The sequence below is a fragment of the Rhodococcus sp. BP22 genome (genome assembly GCF_014281965.1).
GTDB lineage: Bacteria > Actinomycetota > Actinomycetes > Mycobacteriales > Mycobacteriaceae > Rhodococcoides.
Genome location: NZ_JACFTB010000006.1, coordinates 219,240 through 236,186 on the forward strand (window position 1 = coordinate 219,240; position 16,947 = coordinate 236,186).

The following is a 16,947-nucleotide window of genomic DNA, read 5'->3' on the forward strand; positions in this document are numbered from 1 at the left end:
ACAAGTAAGTCAACAATGTGATTTACGGTGACCTAATGCGGGGAACACCTCACGAAATTAGATTACGATCGAGATAAAGAGTTCCACTTCACCGGACGGTGTAACGACTTCGATATCTTCTTTGTACGCCCGGAATAGCGCTCCGGATTCAATTGCCTCATCGACCTGGGCCCAGACATCTTCGATAGGATCGCGAAGATTACCGGTCGGTACGAACTTTGCGAATACTCCGCTCGGGACTTGCAAGAACACGTCCCCCACAGGCACATCGCTCGGCGACAAATACGGTAAACCGATCAGCGCGTTGTAGTCGCCGAACTCATCTGGAACGAAGACCGTACTGACTGCAACAGGGTCGGCCGATCTGTCTCGAATGCGTTCTCGCAGAAAGCGAAACAGCTCGCTACCGCTGGATTCGGAACCCGGAACGGCAAGTGGGGCTACCAACCCACCGAACAACTCGGCACCCCGCGCGGTCACACTGTGCGTCACGCCGATGGTCCGGGAGATGCGATCGGCAAATACAGATCGATTTTGTACGCGTGTGGATAGCACTCGTAGTCGGCAGTGAACAATCGCTTGATCTCGCCCTGATCTTCCGCATGGTCGATCTGTTTCCACAACCGCGTCATGACGTCGGGGAAATAGCCCACTGCGGAGAATTTCGCGTACTTTGCGCGCGGCACCCTGGCTACGAGATGCCCCCGCGTAACTTGACTCAAAGAAGAGCATCGATAACCGACTATTTGCGTGTTATAAGAACCGATACCGGGTGCAAAGTCTGTATAGATGGATGCGAGCGGACCTGAGATTTCTTGCTTCAGTACCGAGGACCACGCACGGTTCAGAGCGGGATCGTCCAACCTTCCCAACGCCCGCTTTGGGCTACGTACGGGAAGACCGGCAACCCAAGTTTCCTCGAGGTCGACAATCTCGAAAGTCATTCATTCTCCACATAGCTCAGCGCGCACGTTCGAGACTGCTGGGACGGGCTGACGTTTCCCGGTAGACGTCGACAACCGACTTTGATCTCATCTTGTCAGCAAGACTACCGGTCGGAGACCCCTTTTTTGACACGACGCTCACCTGTCACTCGAAGGCAGCAACGCGGACTGCGGGCCGAAGGCTCCGCAGTCCGGTGCCCAAATTGTGCCCAAAGCAAAAAAGGACCCCACCCGAGAAGCTCGGAATGGGGCCTGGCCTGCGATTTCAAGGGTGGAGCTGAGGGGAATCGAACCCCTGACCTTCTCGATGCGAACGAGACGCGCTACCAACTGCGCCACAGCCCCTGGTGCAGCGTTTCTCACTGCTGCGCAACCCTATCAAAGGGATCGGAAACCGCGGAACGTCAGGCCCCCGATGCCCGTCGGACGCCATGGCTCTCGCGCGCCGACTGCTGAAATGGCTCGTCGTAGTGATCGAGATGCTCGAACTCCGGGTCCTCGTCGTCGATTTCCAGTACCACGGCGCCGGGCCGACGCAGTCGCTGTGGTACCAGCCGGAGCTCTTCGTCGGTGCGTGATTCCACACCGAGGCGTGAGCGACCCGCTCGGGTCATCCGCCGCCGTCGGATCTCCTGCTCGATCTGGACCTGCCGACGCAGGTAGTAGAGGTATCCAGCGAGGGCTGCGACCGAAAGGGTGCATGCCCACCACAACATCGGCGTCATGATGACCGCGAGAGCGCCAGTGGCGATTACAGCGAACACCAACCCGAGTACCGCGCGCTGCCGGAAAGAGTATCGAGCGGCGCTTGCGATCGCATCAGCTTCGGCGTCGAAGCCGCCGCGTCCGCGACGGCTCGGAACGTAGGCACGTTCGACGTCGCCTGTGTCGATTTCTTCGGTTTCTGCGTGAGTGTCCATCGGGTCCTCCGCGTCGGTGCTTGGTGCGTTACGTCCGAAGACGACGCCGGCGGGTGCCGATGTGCGCTCGTCGTACTCGGGTCGCCAGTCGGGGTCGCTTGCGTGTCCGGCGGCAGGTCCCCGTTGGGGCCTCGAGGTTCCGCCGCGGTACAGGACACGGGTCGCGAGGGCGACGTCGGACGTCTGCATGATGCGTGGGCGCTTACTCATCATCATCGGCAGCAGGACGAACAACCAGATTGCGACAAGACCGATCCAGATGATCGAGTTGGGCATATCGGCGTTCTCCTCTCATGCCTGTTGGGTCCGACATCTATGACGTCTTCAGGCTATGCGGAAGTTGCTGCCGAACCTCGCCGACGCGCCGACACCAGATTACACACAGGCAACTCCAGTCACATCCGTCACGAGTGGACACGTCCGAGTTCTAAGCCCAAGCCGCCCGTCCAGTGCGCACCAAACGATCTGCGACGGTCCCCTGAACCTCGTTGGAAGTCAGCGCCACCAGGAGGTGATCGCGCCAGCGCCCATCGACGTCGAGGTAGTTCCTCAGAAGTCCTTCTTCACGGAACCCGACGTTACGTAGTACAGCCTGACTCGGAAGGTTCTCCGGTCGTACTGTCGCTTCGACACGGTGGAGTCCGAGCGGACCGAAACAATGATCGAGACCTATGGCCAACGCTGCCGTAGCAACGCCGCGACCGTTGACGTCCTTGGCCACCCAATACCCGATCCAGGCAGATTTAAGCGCACCGCGAATGATGTTGCCGACAGTCATTTGTCCACAGAATTCACCGTCGACCTCGATGGCCATCGGCAGCATGTGGCCCTTACGTGCTTCGGACTTGAGCCCAGAGCACAAAGCGGGCCATGACGAGATGTGGTGTCGCGCTTCCCACGAGCCCTCGCCTGTCGGTTCCCACGGCTCCAGGTGGTCACGATCGCGGAGCCGGAGCCGACTCCAGGCACCCGCATCCCGAAGCTTCACAGGGCGGAGAGTGACGTTGCCCCCGGCAACAGTCAGAGGTCCCAGTTTCGCCGGCCAACCTGGGTGGCTCGACCACGTGCGCGGCATCTGTCGACATTAGCGCCTTCGGCGGGGACACTGCACCATCCCCGCGGAGTCGCTACCCCCGCTGGGCGAGGAAAGCTACGTCGACTTCTTCGCCCGTTCTGATTTCGGTGACATTCGGCTCGATAACCACGAGACAGTTGGCCTCGGCGAGAGTGGCGAGCAGGTGAGAGGAGGATCCGGGGGCGCCACCGAGCGCCTGTACGAGGTACTCACCGGAGCCTTCGTCACGCATCAGCTGACCGCGCAGAAAACCTTTGCGGTCCTCGATGGAGGTGATCGGCGCGACCGTTCGCGCAGTCACGATGCGACGCATCGGCTGGCGACGTCCGAGCGCGATGCGGATCAACGGCCGAACCATGATCTCGAACACCACCAGTGCACTGACCGGGTTGGCAGGAAGCAGAAACGTCGGTACTTCGTCGCGGCCCAGTTGCCCGAAACCCTGCACCGAACCCGGATGCATCGCGACACGTTCGACTTCGAGATCACCGAGGTCCGACAGAGCCTCCCGGACACTGTCGGAGGCGCCGCCGCCGACTGCACCGGCAATGACGACGATCTCGGAGCGAATGAGTTGGCCTTCTACGACTTCACGTAACCGTTTAGGGTCACCGCTGACGATTCCGACGCGGTTGACGTCTGCGCCGGCGTCACGTGCCGCGGCCGCGAGGGCATAGGAGTTGACGTCGTAAACCTGGCCGGGCCCCGGGGTGCGATCGGTGTCGACGAGTTCTCCGCCGACGGAAATGACCGACAGGCGCGGGCGCGGATGGACCAGCACCTTGTCGCGCCCGACTGCAGCGAGCAGACCGACCTGAGCTGCGCCGATGATGGTGCCTGCCCGCACGGCAACGTCACCCGGTTGTACGTCGTCCCCGATCTTGCGGACGTATTCGCCCGAGCGCACCGGTCGATATACCTGCACGCGCGCCCGTCCCCCATCGGTCCGGTCCAGCGGGAGTACCGCGTCGGCGAGCGTCGGGAGCGGTGCACCGGTGTCCACCCGAACAGCCTGCCGCGGTTGCAACCGAATGGGTTGCCGCGAGCCGGCGGTGACCTCGCCGACCACAGGCAGCGTCAATTCGATCCGCTCGTCGTCCTCGTTGCGCAAGTCGGTTCCGGCGGATGCGACATCGACGCTGCGCACGGCGTAACCGTCGATGGCTGCTTGGTCGAAACCTGGCAGTGGACGCTCGGTGACCACTTCCTCGGCGCACAACAAGCCCTGCGCTTCCGAAATCGCTACTCGGACAGGCCGTGGAGCGACCGCCGCAGCGGTCACTCTGGTCTGCTGATCTTCAACCGAGCGCATCTGGCCCCTTCTCTATCTCTGTACTACGGGCCTATTCATACGTGGTGAGTTGCGGCGCCCAATCGTCACTCAGTCGTTCGGTCAGCCATTCACGCAACGACGGACCGTAATCATCGCGTTCGAGTGCAAAGTCAACCGCAGCGCGTAGGTATCCCCCGGGATTTCCGAGGTCGTGTCGGGAACCGCGATGTACGACGACGTGCACCGGATGACCCTCGTCGATCAACAATGCGATGGCGTCGGTGAGCTGAATCTCGCCACCAGCGCCAGGCTTGATGCGTCGCAAGGCGTCGAAAATCGCCCGATCGAGTAGATAGCGGCCTGCCGCAGCGAACAGTGACGGCGCGTCTTCACGCTTGGGCTTCTCGACCATGCCGGTGACCTTGAGGACATTCGGGTTCACCGCATCGGGGACGGTTTCGACGGAGAAGACTCCGTAGGAGGAGACGTCTTCTTCGGGTACTTCGAAGGCACACAGCACGGTGCCGCCACGCTTGGCCCGCACCCGGGACATCACGTCGAGCACGCCTCGGGGAAGAACGAGGTCGTCGGGCAGCAGGACGGCCACGGCGTCTTCGTCGTCGTCGAGTACTTCTTCGGCACATGCGACGGCATGTCCGAGCCCGAGCGGCTCGGACTGCACGACAGATTGGACATCGAGTAGCGAGGGGGCGACGCGGACCTTCGCGAGCATCTTCAACTTGCCGCTCTTCTCGAGCTTCGTCTCGAGAACGAGATCCTCGACGAAGTGCGCGACGACACCGTCCTTGCCTGGCGAGGTGACGATCACGAGACGCTCGGCGCCAGAATCGGCCGCTTCACCTGCAACGAGTTCGATTCCTGGTGTGTCGACGACCGGAAGCAGTTCCTTGGGGACGGTTTTGGTGGCAGGCAAGAAGCGTGTCCCCATGCCGGCGGCCGGAACGATCGCTGTCCGGAAGTGCCCTTGATGCCCGACACGCGTTGTCGGAGCGTCTGCTGCGGCTTCTGTCATGCTGCCCACCTTATCCATGGTCACCGCGGATCTCGCTCCGCGCCTGCCGACTGTTCCCGAGGTGCCTAAGCTCGACCCATGCTGCTAGAGACGATGCTGCTGGTAATTCTGTGAAACCGATCTCGAAGAAGGAGTGGCGCCTGCGCGTCCTCGCGTCTCGTCGGGCGTCGAGTGCGCTCACACGTGAAGACGAGTCGCTGAAACTCTGTCATGCCGCGGCCGATGCGGTGCGTGGCACGTCCGCTGTTGCCGCATATATCCCGGTGGGAAGCGAACCGGGGTCGCTCGACATGCTCGACGCGCTTCGCCTTCGATCCCCGGTCGTACTGGTCCCTGTGGCCAGGGAGCCAGGCCCGTTGCAGTGGGCAGAGTACACAGGGCGCGAGAACCTGAAGGCCGCTTCCTACGGCCTGTCCGAACCGACCGGACCGCTGCTGCCTCCCGCGCGAGTCGCTACGTGCGAAGTGGTGTTCGTGCCAGCGTTGGCCGTCGATCGGCGCGGGGTCAGATTGGGTCGGGGTGCCGGCTTCTATGATCGAACCCTCGATCTGGTGCCTCCGGGAATCCCTGTCGTCGCTGTCGTTCGCGACTCGGAGTTGGTGGACGAACTTCCCGAGGAACCGCATGATCGACGCGCTTCCCATGCCCTGACGCCTTCCGGCGGTCTCATAGCCTTGAATCGGGAATAGCTGCCTGAATGGCAGCGTTGGCAGTCATGACTGTAGAGTGCTAATGCTCTCTCCTTGTCGGAGAAGTTCCAGCAGTTTTTTCGGCACACCAGCGGTCTCGACTAGCAATGGCGAAATCTCCATGGTGACCAGTCGACCAGTTGACCAGTGGACCAGCGCGGAGGAACATCGATGCCCACCTATTCATACGCCTGCACCGAGTGCGAGAACCGGTTCGACATTGTGCAGTCGTTCAGCGAGGACTCACTGACCGTGTGCCCGCAGTGCAGCGGCAAGTTGCGGAAGCTGTTCAACTCGGTCGGAATCGTTTTCAAGGGAACCGGGTTCTACCGGACCGACAGTCGCAGCGGAGCGAGCACAGCCAGCGAAAGCGCGGGCGGATCGAAGAGCGACAAGAGCGATTCGGCACCGGTGAAGTCGGATACGAAGGCCAAGGAATCCAGCTCGAGCAGCGCGTCTTCGACGCCGAGCACCTCCTCTTCGACACCGTCGAAAGCAGCAGCAACCTCGTAGTTTTCTTAGTTGTCCACAGGCCTCGGCGTTATCCACAGCCGAGGCCTGTTTCTACGGCTTATGCAGACTGTCCGTCGTTACGGTGACTTTCATGCCACAGCGACGTTCTCGTCTCGACTCCACGATGTTGGATCGACTCCTTGTTCGGCCTGGCTGGACTCGTACCGTCCTTGTCCGCCGCGTGGCCGCCGGGGCGCTCGCCTTCCTGGCGGCTGTGCTGTTCGTCAAGGATGCCGCCGCGACAGATCGCGTACAGATTGTCGTTGCGGCCCGCGACCTGACTCCGGGGCGGCCACTCCAGCTCGAGGACATCCGAGTTGCCGGCTACGAGCCGGGAACTGTCCCTGAGGGCGCGATCACGGATGTCGACGACGCCACGGCCCACACGGTGGCGGGCCCGATCCGTGCCGGTGAGCCTCTCACCGATGTCCGACTACTCACTCCGCGGTTGGCTGGGGCAGCTCTCGGTTCCGCCGACGCCCGAATCGTGCCCGTCCGGCTGACCGACGCCGCGGTCACCGATCTCCTACGGGAGGGCGACATCGTCGACGTGCTGACTGTCCAGGCCGACGGGGACGGCGGTGAGCAGAGCGCGCGTGTATTGACGACCGATTCCGTCGTCGTACTGATTTCGGAGAAGGACGCGCGTCAGCGCAGCAGTGACCGAGTGGTGCTTGTGGCAATGTCACCTGAGGATGCGACGGCTGTGGCCGCCGCGTCCCTGGTCAGCTCACTGACCGTGACGTTTCACTGATGGTGAGCCCGTGCATGCCTTCCGACGGCGGATCCTTCATATCCGACACCGCTGTGTCGTCGACGTCTGCCGAGCGGGCATCGAGGTGACCGGAGTAGGTCGCGAAAGTGGTGAACACCAGTGCGCCGATCCGATCGGTGAAGACGATTTTGACGCCGAAGGTGTCCGAGTTGTTCTCACGGCCGTGGCTCTCGAGAAAGACATCGCTGTGCAGACTGTCCTCCGAGCGCAGAGGTCGATGCTCGATGGTGCGCTGCTCGGTCAGGCTCAGGACATAGGAGTCGAATTCCGCGAAGACTTCCCGGAGCACGCGTGAAGCCGCAGACGTCGAAAGGTTTCTCTGCGCGTCTGCCCTGTGCGCAGTGTCCTCGACGTCACCAGCTTTGGAAAACATCCACAGCAGGTCCGATTGGTCAGCGCGCGTGGCGGCCGGATCGTAGAACTCGGACAACCGGTGCCGCTTGCCCAGTACGCCTTCGATCCAGTCGCTCGAAGGCGCACAAGCAGCGACTCTGTGACGACTCATAGCGGCATCGTATCCCGCCACGAGTTTGCGCATCGACTCCTGAGACGAATCACAGAAACTCGTGAGATCTTGATCCCTCGCATCAACCGATGCTGAAAGGCTGTCCCCAGAGAGTGACCGTCGAGGTCACTGCATCGTTCTCGATGGTGACATCTACGTACGAGCGGGCCTCCGCGAAGCCTGCGCAGCCGGACACACTCAAGGTTTCGTCGGCGAAAGTGAACCCGCCTCCGTTGCCTTCGAACGAGAAGTCGTTGTCCGTTTCGGTCGCAACGGTGATGCCATCGATCTTGGCCTTGGACTCGTCGGCGACCAGCTTGACGTCGTTGAGCTGTCCCGGCGCGAGCTCCAGGTTGAGGCCTGCGCCGATCTCGTAGGTGTTGGGCTGCGTGCGGTCGATCTTCAGCGAACTCAAGTCACCCGGTGCGAGCGAAATGGTATTGCCCTGACCGAACGTGGCGCCTACCCCGCCGCCGATGCCTGCTGCGAAATCGACCTGGCACCCGACGAGGAAGCCTGGTTCGATCTTTCCGCCACCGGGGTTGGAAGTCTCGACGGTGTAGTTGCCCGTCACCCATACGTTGCGCTGTGTCGGCGTTGCGCCCATGGACGGAGAGATGAGCCCACTCTGGCCGAAGCCCTTGACGGTCACCACTGTTCCGTCGATGAGAGTCTTGCTGATCTCGTTGTCCGGCAACGGAACGAAGGTATCCGCGCTCGCTGCACCTGCCGACCAGAATCCGATTGCGACGGCTCCGACTGCCCCGAGTGCTGCGATGCGCGCAGCAACAGTTCTGCTGTTCTTCACTGTGTCTGTTCCCCTCTAGGTCCTACGAAGTTTCGAAAGTCTCAGCCGAGGCTGAACGGCTGGCCGTACAGAGTTCCCTTGTATCGGTAGTTTCCGGTGAGCTCGAGTGTTGTGTAGGACCGCGCCTGCGCAAATCCTCCGCAGTTCTGGACCGAGATCGCGACGTCCTGGTACTGGATTGCCGTAGTCGGTCCCGACACATCCTTGGATGCTATTTCGATAGCGGCGACCTCGCGGTCCTGCAGCGGAATGTCGAAGTCAGCGCCGCCACCGATCTTGTTCTCGGTCTTACCTTCTCCGCCGATCAAGAACGGGATGGGGAACAGAGTGATGATGTTGGTGTTGCCACCCTCGATTCCGGCGTCGAAATTCAACCCGAATTCGAGATCGGTCATATCGAGTTGGCAGCCGACCAAGTAGCCGGTCTTCAATGTTCCGGTCGAGCCTTCGGGGACCTCGGACAGTGCGGTGCCGGTGGCCCACGCGTTTCGGTTCAGTCCGTTGAAAGCAATTTGAGGCGCAACCTTTGCGGACTCGTCGAAGTGCGCAATCTTGTAGGGGCCGGCTACCTTCTCACCGTTGGCCAATGGGACGAAGGTTTCTGCGTTTGCTGCACCGGTGGACAGCATCCCGATACCGACGGATGCCACAGCCCCGAGTGCGACCAGCCGGCCGAACCTGCGCAGCGCGGAAAAGCGAGACTCGTTCATGGTTCCCCTCATACAACGTCAACTGAAAGACTTCGAATCCGACGGCCCCACATGAAGCGAGACGTTTCATGGCGAAGGGTACTGGACGTTCTGCCTGCCGACATGAACAAATGGAATGAAATTTTACGAGACCGTTATAGAGAGCAGAATCGAAAGACCAGCCAAGTTCCGCCCCGAGAGCCGTTCATTCCGTTACCCTTTTTTCAACAATGCTGTGCCGTCCATCGGCTCGACTGGACCCGAGGAGAATCATGCTCAAAGGATTCAAGGACTTCTTGCTCCGCGGAAATGTCGTCGATCTGGCCGTCGCGGTGGTCGTTGGGGCTGCATTCACAGCCATCGTCACCGCGTTCACGACCAACATCGTCAACCCGCTCATCGCGGCCCTCGGCGGCTCCAACGAATACGGCTGGGGTTTCCAAATCACCTCCAGCCCTGAATCATTCGTAAATGTCGGCGCTGTGATCACGGCTATCATCAACTTCATCATCATTGCCGCGGTGGTGTATTTCGTACTCATCCTGCCGGTGACCACCGCCAAGAAGCGGTTCGTCAGCAAACCCGACAAGGAGCTCAGCGACGTCGACGTCCTCGTTCAGATTCGAGACATGCTGGCCGGTGGAACCGACGTCGGCCGCAGACTCTCGACACCAGCGGATGACACCGGTGGCAGCGGCGAGGCAATAGGCGATGCCGGGGATGCCGGCGGCGGGTTGCACAGCAAGTAACACATGACGTCCAGGCCAAAGGCCCGTTTCTGCTGATCCCCTCAGTAGAAACGGGCCTTTTTCGGCGATACCAAACGCTTCTGCCGGGCTGGCATCACGCCGTAATGGACTACGCGCGGCGACGAAACAGTACTTCGAGCGCCCTACTTAGAGCATTTGACCGAGAGATAAACAGCGTACTTATCATCGTCGGAACCCTTGCCAGTCCTGTACGCGGCCCAGTCGGCGTACTGGGTTACCGCGACTTGATTGAACACCACACAGTTCGGTCCCCCACCGTTCCGTGAAATCACCTTGGGGCTGTACCCGCCGTCAGCAAGCACCCCTCTGGCCTCGGATACCGTCATTCCCACCGTCGACGCTGGGGGCACAATCGGAACGTCTGCGACGGCAACGGCACCGAAGCCGACCGCAGCACATCCGGTAAGACCGAGAACGAAAACGCCCTTCTTGAACATCGTCACTCCTCTACCCGACCCATAATGGTTAGAGTTCGAGAACGAAGGCAAGTGTAAGCTACATCACTTTGACAATCGGGTGATTTGACTGATAAGGGTCAAATTTCAGAACTTTTGCAGAGGGAACTCAGCCAAAGAAATCGTTGTGCCGCCGCTATCGCACGCGGAAGCCACAGAAGCCGAGTTGTCGACGAACGCTTGACCCGAAGCGCTGTCTGGCTCGGTCAGTTCGAGAGAGTCAGCCGGGAGTGCCGTGACGAGCGATTGAAGGGCCTCACGCACATCACCACTAGCTTGCTCTGCCAGCGGTGCAAACTTGGAGATGGTCGCGTCTTTGTCGGCTGTCCACTTGCCCACCTCGCCGGCCCCGTTCGGTCCCACAGAAGCCAGCTCGGTCAGCTCATCGTGTACCGAGGCAAACTGGGTGCACACATCAGCGTTTGCTTCCGACGCCGAATCACTTCCGGAATCGCCACTCCCACAGCCGGTTAGAGCAAGGACTGCGGCAAAGGCGACTACAGGAATCAGTATGGAGCGCATCGATTTTCAACCGTTTCTCGCGCACCTACGACCGAGGTACGGGTGCACGCGTAAGAAAGGGAACAGGAACACGCAGAACGGGCCCGCCCGGAGTAATCCGGACGGGCCCGATCAAGTTCAGCGTATCAGCGCTGAGGTGAAGCTGGAATCAACCGATCTAGATCAGTTGAAGGTCCAAGGGGCGCCGTAGGTCACAGCAACATCACCGGTGGAGCTGGTGACGGAGACGTACGGGCGAACGCGAACGTTGCCGAGGATCCCGGTTGCGGTGCCGTGCGAGTTAGCGATCTGGATGGTGCCCGAAGCGCCTTCAGCGTCACCCTCGGTGCCCTGGATGCTGCCCGAAGCGCCTTCGGCGTCGACGATGCCGGGTCCGGGTGCGATCTCGGCCTCGAACTTGGCAGTCGGAATGAGCTGAGCCTCAGCGCCGATTCCGAATTCACCGGGCAGGCTTGCTGGTGCAGTGGGCTCTCCGAGAAGGTCGAATTCGCCACCGACGCCGGCCTTCGCCGTGATGCTGGGGGTTCCCCATCCGATTTTCACCGATCCACCGAGGCTCATCGGGTAGCCGACCTGGTAGCCGATTGCCAGAGTGCCTTCGAAGTCTTCGGCGTCGGGTCCGGTGACGTTCCAGCCTGCAACGCCATTGGCGAACCACTCACGGGTGAGCGGGTTGCCGTCGAGCGGGGAAACGCTGTTGATGAAGGTGTCGGACAGCGACACCGTGATGGTGTTGCCGTTGGCGTCGACGACCGTGTTGGTGCTGTCGACTGCTGCGGAAGCGGTACCGGTGCCGAGCACCAGGCCGATAACCGAAGCGCCTGCTGCAACTGCAACGCTCATGGACTTGAACCCACGGCTACGCCGCGACTTCTGGATCTCCGTCATTTATTCCTCATCATGTTCAGTCCCAGCACAGTCGCACGGGAAGCTTGTGGCTTTCACCCTCGGTTCACGACGGCAGCATTGCCGAGAATCCCCGAGCAGAACGTTGATCCTTGGATCGCGTTCCTTGTCAGTTCCGACCCAGGAGCGTCGAACGTGTAATCCCACGTCCTCGAAGCCGGAAGCTGAGGGGAACATTAGAGGAGTTGCCGGATCGTGACAATCCCTACGAATTCCCTTAGGAGATGTCCCATTCGTGATGTGTTTCGGGCAGGTGAACGAGTTTGACAACATACTGACGAGTAACGCAGAACACATTTTTGGGCCCTGTGGCCGATCCGTTACAAACCTCACCGAGGATCGCACATGGCTTGAAGTGGGCAGACACTCAAGTAACACGGCTCACGCCGTTACCGAACGCCCCGAAAGCGGGGTTTGGAATCATCGTGATCGGAAGCGCGACACCCATTTCGGGCTGACAAAGAGTGCTAAAACCACGTAAACAACAAATGAACACGTGTTCGATGCGGCCCGGGAAACGTGTCGCAGATCACATCAAAAGTGGTGTGGCGGACGCTCCCGATCGAACCACTCGTCCGATCTCGCGTCCTCTGCGCCCGCACGCTCATCGCCCGTCGTTTCCGGAAGGACGTCCCCGAAGATACGAGCGAGCCGAGCCCGTTCTCTTCGGGCCCGGCTCTCGTCGTGATTGTCGTCGTTGTGCTCGGCCATAGCGAAGGCCTGCTACTCAGGCGTCCAGGACGGAAAGGTCTGCGATGACCTGTTTCGCCAACGGGGTCAACGTCGCCATGCCGTCACGGATCGCAGCCCTCGAGGACGCGAGATTCACCACCAATGTGCTGCCGGAAACTCCGACGAGCCCACGAGAGAGGCCTGCGTCGAGAGTGCCCGCCGAAATCCCTGACGATCGAAGAGCCTCACTGATGCCCGGGATCTCTCTATCCAAAACCTCGGCAGTGACATCAGGCGTCACATCTCGCGGCGAAACGCCGGTCCCGCCGATCGATACGACAAGATCGACGCCACCGATGACAGCGGTATTGAGAGCATTGCGCACATCGACCTCATCCGACGTCACGGCAACCACGCCGTCGACCAAGAATCCTGCTTCGGTGAGCAACTCTGTGACCAATGGTCCGGTCGAGTCCTGTTCGCTGCTGTTTGCGGTCCGATCGTCCACGATCACGACCAACGCCCGTCCAGCCAGAGGTGCCTCTATTTCCATAGTGCTTACCGTAGTAGTAGCGCGCTGTTCGGTCTCACGCTGTGCGTAAATCGTTGCAACTGTCGCCAAGAGATCGGTATCGGACAACATCAGCGGCCACCGGGGAATCCGGGAATCTGCAGCGGTGACTGCGGCTCCGATCCGGACGGCGCCTGGACGGCTGCGGTCTGCGGCTCAGCGGTTCCGAGTGTTACGTCGACGGTCTTGTCCTTGCCGCCTTCGCTGTACGTGATCTTCACCGAATCGCCGGGGGCGTGCGAGCGCACGGCCGCGATGAGCGCGTCACCACTGGAAATCACTCGATCGTCGACCTTGGTGATGACAGCACCCTTGGGGATGCCCGCCGCGGCAGCCGGCCCGCCCGCGGTCACTTCCACGACCGTCGCACCGTTCGCGTCGTCCTGCGAGGGAACCTGGACACCGATCATGGCCTGCGTCGCCTTACCGGTCTTGCTCAGCTCATCGGCTATGCGCTTGGCCTGATCGACCGGGATCGCGAAGCCGAGTCCGATCGATCCGCTCTGCGCACCGGAGGACCGACTTCCGCCGAGCGAGGCAATGGCGGTGTTGATGCCGATCAGCTGACCGTCGGTATTGACCAGTGCGCCACCCGAGTTGCCGGGGTTGATGGCGGCATCGGTCTGGATGGCATCGATCACCGAGTTCTGGTTACCGGACTCACCACTGGTCGACACCGGGCGGTTCAGCGCGGACACGATGCCCGTCGTCACAGTTCCGGCGAGCCCAAGCGGTGAACCGATTGCCACAACCTGCTGCCCGACCTGGAGGTTCGACGAAGAGCCGAGCTCGATGGGCGTCAACCCCGTCTTGCCTTCCGCCTTTATCACTGCCATGTCGGACACCGCATCCGCGCCCACGAGCTTGGCGTCTGCAATCGAACCGTCCGAGAAAGCAACGCTCAATTTGCCGTTGGCTCCTGCACCGGTCGCGACATGATTGTTGGTGAGGATGAGGCCGTCCGAAGACAGGATGACGCCGGAGCCCTCCCCTTCTGCTTGGCTGCCCTTCACCTGAATCTGCACGACGCTCGGCAGAACCTTGTTTGCCACAGCCTGTACCGAGCCGTCGGGGAAGTTGGCGGCAGGTTGCGCCGCGGTGACAGTGGAGTTGAGCGAATTGGACACGCCGCCAGTGCCGTTGGCGTTATTGGTAGCCAATGCCCCTACCGCGCCACCGATTCCACCGCCGACCAAAACCAGTGCGATAGCTCCGGCGACGAGAGTGGTTCGGCCGGGCCGGGCCTTGAGCGCAGCGGGCGCCTGGGTAGTCGCCTCGTGATGCTGTGGTGCAGCGTGTTGGTTGTAGCCGTACCCCTGCTGGGGGTACGGATTATGACCGTATGACGGGCTTCCGTACTGCCCGGTGGCCTGTTGCTGGCCATACGGAGGTTGCTGCGGAGGAAACTGCTGGGTGGAGTTCTGATCCGAGGGGCTCTGTGCAGTGGGATGCTCAGGCGCTGGACGCTCGGGGTTCTGCCCTGAGTCTGTGCGATCGTCGGTCATCAGTGAGTACTTCTTTCAGTAGAAACCTCGGTAGAGGTCGCCCGCGTTGTTATCGGTAACAATGCCGGTTACTTCTGAGAGCGTGCTGAGATGCACCTATTGATTTCCCGAGACTCTCCAGAAACAAATCCTTGGCCGTAAAGCGCCTGGCCAGAAGGTCAAATATCCGAAGCCGTAGGCACGATTTGTGGATCCACTTCACCCGGCAACACAATTCGAATCAGCGCACCCCCACGTTCGGACACCTCCACACCGATGGTGCCGCCGTGTTTGACCACAACTTGCCGAACTATCGCAAGCCCCAGCCCGGACCCGGGCATCGACCTCGACGCAGTCGATCTGTAGAAGCGATCGAACACGAGCTCGCGATCCTCCTCAGGAATACCCGGTCCCCCGTCGTCGACGGTGAGTTCCATGAGCCCGTCACCGATCTTGCGCATCACCACGCGAACCTCACCGCCCGCAGGACTCCACTTGGCAGCGTTGTCGAGAACATTGAGCACCGCTCGCGACAACCCGGCCTGATCCCCATAGACGAACCACGGCTCGAGGGTAGCGACGAAGTCGATTTCGTTGCGACGCCGTCGTACACGTTCGAGACTGCGAGCGACGGCGTCGGCAAGATCCACGCGCTCGAACACCGTCTCAGGTGTGTCTTCACGGGCGAGGTCGACGAGGTCTCCGACGAGTGTGGACAATTCTTGAATCTGCGCGACGACGTCGGTGCGCAACTCGGCCATGTCCTCGTCCGGAATCGACGGGGCGCCGGGGCGACCCGCGGCGATCAGCAACTCCATGTTCGTGCGAAGCGAGGTCAGCGGGGTACGGAGTTCGTGACCGGCATCGGCGACGAGTCGACTCTGACGGCCTCTGGATTCGGCCAAGGCGCGGAGCATCGTGTTGAAACTCTCGGTGAGACGAGCCAATTCGTCGTCGCCGGTGACAGGAATCGGCGTCAGATCATCGGTACGGGCGACGCGTTCGGCTGCTGCGGTCAATCTCGCAATCGGACGTAAACCGGTGCGGCCCACAGCCATTCCAGCGCCGGCCGCGAGCGCGACACCACCACCGCCCACGAACAACAGAACCCATGCGAGTCGATCCAATACCTCGCCGGTGGGCGAAAGCCGTTGCGCAATGACAATTGTGCTGCCGTCCTGCGTGCGCTGACTGAGCACCCGTTGCCCGTCGACAGTCCGCAATGAAAGATCACTCTTGCCCTCGGCGACAGCGACTTCCGCGGCTCCGATCGGCACCTTGGAACCCGGCGGCACATATTTGCTGAGATCGGGATAGATCAGCGCAACCGAGACGTCGGTGCTGTACAGCGTTGCACCGGCAACGTAGCGGGGGTCGAATGTGACCAGATTGCTGTTGATCAACGCATCTGCACGGGTACGAAGCTGGTTGTCGACGTCCCCGTACAACGCTCGCGACACGACGGCGTAAGCCGCAATCGCCATCACCGCCACGGCGATAGCCACCACCGACGCGGCCAACAATGTCACCCGCCAACGCAACGACACCGTCCGCGTCAACGGCATGGGAGGACGCATCGCCGACGGGTCCGACACCGCCTGCGCGGGCGGCCGACGCCCGAAGGGAGCAACCATTACGGAGGCGTCTCGCGGAGCACGTAGCCGACTCCTCGGACCGTATGAATCAGCCGAGACTCCCCCTCTGCTTCCGTTTTGCGTCGCAGATAGCCGACGTACACCTCGAGAGCGTTCCCCGACGTCGGGAAGTCGTATCCCCACACCTCTTCGAGGATTCGACTGCGCGTCAGCACTCGACGCGGGTTCATGATCAACATTTCCATGAGCGAGAACTCGGTACGCGTCAGGCTGATCGACCGCTCCCCTCGCGTCACCTCTCGGGTAACCGGATCCAGCGACAGGTCAGCGAACTCCATTGCCTCCGATTCGCCGTCGGCTTCCATCGCGGTGCGACGAAGCAGCGCACGCAGTCGAGCCAACAATTCCTCGAGCGCGAACGGCTTGGGCAGATAGTCGTCGGCTCCGGCGTCGAGACCGGCCACGCGCTCGGACACCGAATCACGGGCAGTGAGCACCAGAATCGGTAAGTCGTCGCCGACACTGCGCAGACGTCGGCACACTTCGAGCCCGTCGAGACGAGGCATCATCACGTCCAGGACGAGGGCATCCGGGCGATCGGCTGCGATCTTTTCGAGCGCATCGAGACCGTCGACAGCGATGTCGACGGTGTAACCGTTGAAGGTGAGGGATCTCCTGAGCGAGTCACGGACCGCTCGATCGTCGTCGACAACCAGAATGCGCATTCGTCTAGTTTGTCCTGAAGGAC

The 16,947-nt window shown here is 61.2% G+C and carries 21 protein-coding genes and 1 tRNA gene; 4 read left to right on the plus strand and 18 right to left on the minus strand.

Translation table 11 applies throughout. The annotated features are described in order from the left end of the window. Nucleotides 1-57: 57 nt before the first annotated feature. From H2510_RS14875 to H2510_RS14905, 7 genes are all read right to left on the minus strand, one after another. Nucleotides 58-459: a GyrI-like domain-containing protein gene (locus tag H2510_RS14875; protein WP_222438759.1), complete on the minus strand. Its 402-nt coding sequence runs from the start codon at nucleotides 457-459 to the stop codon at nucleotides 58-60. Nucleotides 460-488: 29 nt separating this feature from the next. Next, the gene (locus H2510_RS14880; RefSeq protein WP_186629072.1) at nucleotides 489-944 is read right to left on the minus strand and encodes a GyrI-like domain-containing protein; all 456 of its coding nucleotides are present in this window, start codon (nucleotides 942-944) and stop codon (nucleotides 489-491) included. 272 nt (nucleotides 945-1,216) lie between these two features. Continuing rightward, nucleotides 1,217-1,289, minus strand: a tRNA-Ala gene (locus H2510_RS14885). A 59-nt stretch (nucleotides 1,290-1,348) separates the two neighbouring features. Beyond that, entirely contained in the window at nucleotides 1,349-2,140 is a 792-nt protein-coding gene (glpR, locus tag H2510_RS14890; RefSeq protein WP_186629073.1) for a gephyrin-like molybdotransferase receptor GlpR, read from the minus strand. Between the two features lie 151 nt (nucleotides 2,141-2,291). Further along, entirely contained in the window at nucleotides 2,292-2,939 is a 648-nt protein-coding gene (locus H2510_RS14895; protein ID WP_186629074.1) for a GNAT family N-acetyltransferase, read from the minus strand. A gap of 52 nt (nucleotides 2,940-2,991) precedes the next feature. Further along, nucleotides 2,992-4,251: a gephyrin-like molybdotransferase Glp gene (gene glp, locus H2510_RS14900; protein WP_186629075.1), complete on the minus strand. Its 1,260-nt coding sequence runs from the start codon at nucleotides 4,249-4,251 to the stop codon at nucleotides 2,992-2,994. Between the two features lie 31 nt (nucleotides 4,252-4,282). Next, nucleotides 4,283-5,245, minus strand: a complete 963-nt coding sequence (locus tag H2510_RS14905) for a UTP--glucose-1-phosphate uridylyltransferase (RefSeq protein WP_186629076.1) — start codon at nucleotides 5,243-5,245, stop codon at nucleotides 4,283-4,285. A gap of 119 nt (nucleotides 5,246-5,364) precedes the next feature. Between H2510_RS14905 and H2510_RS14910 the strand changes: the two genes are divergently transcribed. The 3 genes from H2510_RS14910 (at nucleotide 5,365) to H2510_RS14920 (ending at nucleotide 7,201) form a co-directional block, all read left to right on the plus strand. Beyond that, the gene (locus tag H2510_RS14910; RefSeq protein ID WP_397517370.1) at nucleotides 5,365-5,934 is read left to right on the plus strand and encodes a 5-formyltetrahydrofolate cyclo-ligase; all 570 of its coding nucleotides are present in this window, start codon (nucleotides 5,365-5,367) and stop codon (nucleotides 5,932-5,934) included. 171 nt (nucleotides 5,935-6,105) lie between these two features. Then, nucleotides 6,106-6,447: an FmdB family zinc ribbon protein gene (locus tag H2510_RS14915; RefSeq protein ID WP_186629078.1), complete on the plus strand. Its 342-nt coding sequence runs from the start codon at nucleotides 6,106-6,108 to the stop codon at nucleotides 6,445-6,447. Between the two features lie 91 nt (nucleotides 6,448-6,538). Further along, entirely contained in the window at nucleotides 6,539-7,201 is a 663-nt protein-coding gene (locus tag H2510_RS14920; protein WP_186629079.1) for an SAF domain-containing protein, read from the plus strand. Here the strand turns inward: H2510_RS14920 and H2510_RS14925 are convergent. The 3 genes from H2510_RS14925 to H2510_RS14935 all read right to left on the minus strand — a co-directional run bounded on the left by H2510_RS14925 (nucleotide 7,173) and on the right by H2510_RS14935 (nucleotide 9,245). Beyond that, nucleotides 7,173-7,727, minus strand: coding sequence for a hypothetical protein (locus H2510_RS14925; protein WP_186629080.1), 555 nt, complete (start codon nucleotides 7,725-7,727; stop codon nucleotides 7,173-7,175). The genes H2510_RS14920 and H2510_RS14925 overlap by 29 nt on opposite strands. 82 nt (nucleotides 7,728-7,809) lie before the next feature. Then, the gene (locus tag H2510_RS14930) at nucleotides 7,810-8,535 is read right to left on the minus strand and encodes an MspA family porin (RefSeq protein ID WP_186629081.1); all 726 of its coding nucleotides are present in this window, start codon (nucleotides 8,533-8,535) and stop codon (nucleotides 7,810-7,812) included. A gap of 41 nt (nucleotides 8,536-8,576) precedes the next feature. Next, entirely contained in the window at nucleotides 8,577-9,245 is a 669-nt protein-coding gene (locus tag H2510_RS14935; protein ID WP_186629082.1) for an MspA family porin, read from the minus strand. Nucleotides 9,246-9,496: 251 nt separating this feature from the next. On the opposite strand from H2510_RS14935, the gene mscL reads away from it, so the two are divergent. Continuing rightward, the gene (gene mscL / locus H2510_RS14940; RefSeq protein WP_186629083.1) at nucleotides 9,497-9,973 is read left to right on the plus strand and encodes a large conductance mechanosensitive channel protein MscL; all 477 of its coding nucleotides are present in this window, start codon (nucleotides 9,497-9,499) and stop codon (nucleotides 9,971-9,973) included. Nucleotides 9,974-10,116: 143 nt separating this feature from the next. Here the strand turns inward: mscL and H2510_RS14945 are convergent, their stop codons facing one another. The 8 genes from H2510_RS14945 to H2510_RS14980 form a co-directional block, all read right to left on the minus strand. Further along, nucleotides 10,117-10,431, minus strand: coding sequence for a hypothetical protein (locus H2510_RS14945; RefSeq protein ID WP_186629084.1), 315 nt, complete (start codon nucleotides 10,429-10,431; stop codon nucleotides 10,117-10,119). Nucleotides 10,432-10,536: 105 nt separating this feature from the next. Continuing rightward, complete coding sequence (locus H2510_RS14950; RefSeq protein ID WP_186629085.1) at nucleotides 10,537-10,971, minus strand: hypothetical protein; 435 nt, start codon at nucleotides 10,969-10,971, stop codon at nucleotides 10,537-10,539. A 162-nt stretch (nucleotides 10,972-11,133) separates the two neighbouring features. Then, nucleotides 11,134-11,859 (minus strand): MspA family porin, encoded by a 726-nt coding sequence (locus tag H2510_RS14955; protein WP_186629086.1) that lies wholly within the window; start codon nucleotides 11,857-11,859, stop codon nucleotides 11,134-11,136. Between the two features lie 552 nt (nucleotides 11,860-12,411). Continuing rightward, nucleotides 12,412-12,588 (minus strand): hypothetical protein, encoded by a 177-nt coding sequence (locus H2510_RS14960; RefSeq protein WP_186629087.1) that lies wholly within the window; start codon nucleotides 12,586-12,588, stop codon nucleotides 12,412-12,414. 16 nt (nucleotides 12,589-12,604) lie between these two features. Continuing rightward, a complete protein-coding gene (locus tag H2510_RS14965; protein WP_186629272.1) occupies nucleotides 12,605-13,102 on the minus strand; it encodes a molybdenum cofactor biosynthesis protein B in 498 nt (165 codons plus the stop codon). Between the two features lie 89 nt (nucleotides 13,103-13,191). Beyond that, nucleotides 13,192-14,625, minus strand: coding sequence for a S1C family serine protease (locus tag H2510_RS14970; RefSeq protein ID WP_186629088.1), 1,434 nt, complete (start codon nucleotides 14,623-14,625; stop codon nucleotides 13,192-13,194). Nucleotides 14,626-14,783: 158 nt separating this feature from the next. Next, the gene (locus H2510_RS14975) at nucleotides 14,784-16,238 is read right to left on the minus strand and encodes a HAMP domain-containing sensor histidine kinase (protein ID WP_186629089.1); all 1,455 of its coding nucleotides are present in this window, start codon (nucleotides 16,236-16,238) and stop codon (nucleotides 14,784-14,786) included. Continuing rightward, the gene (locus tag H2510_RS14980) at nucleotides 16,238-16,924 is read right to left on the minus strand and encodes a response regulator transcription factor (protein WP_084347830.1); all 687 of its coding nucleotides are present in this window, start codon (nucleotides 16,922-16,924) and stop codon (nucleotides 16,238-16,240) included. The genes H2510_RS14975 and H2510_RS14980 overlap by 1 nt, the downstream gene beginning before the upstream one ends. Nucleotides 16,925-16,947 lie beyond the last annotated feature (23 nt).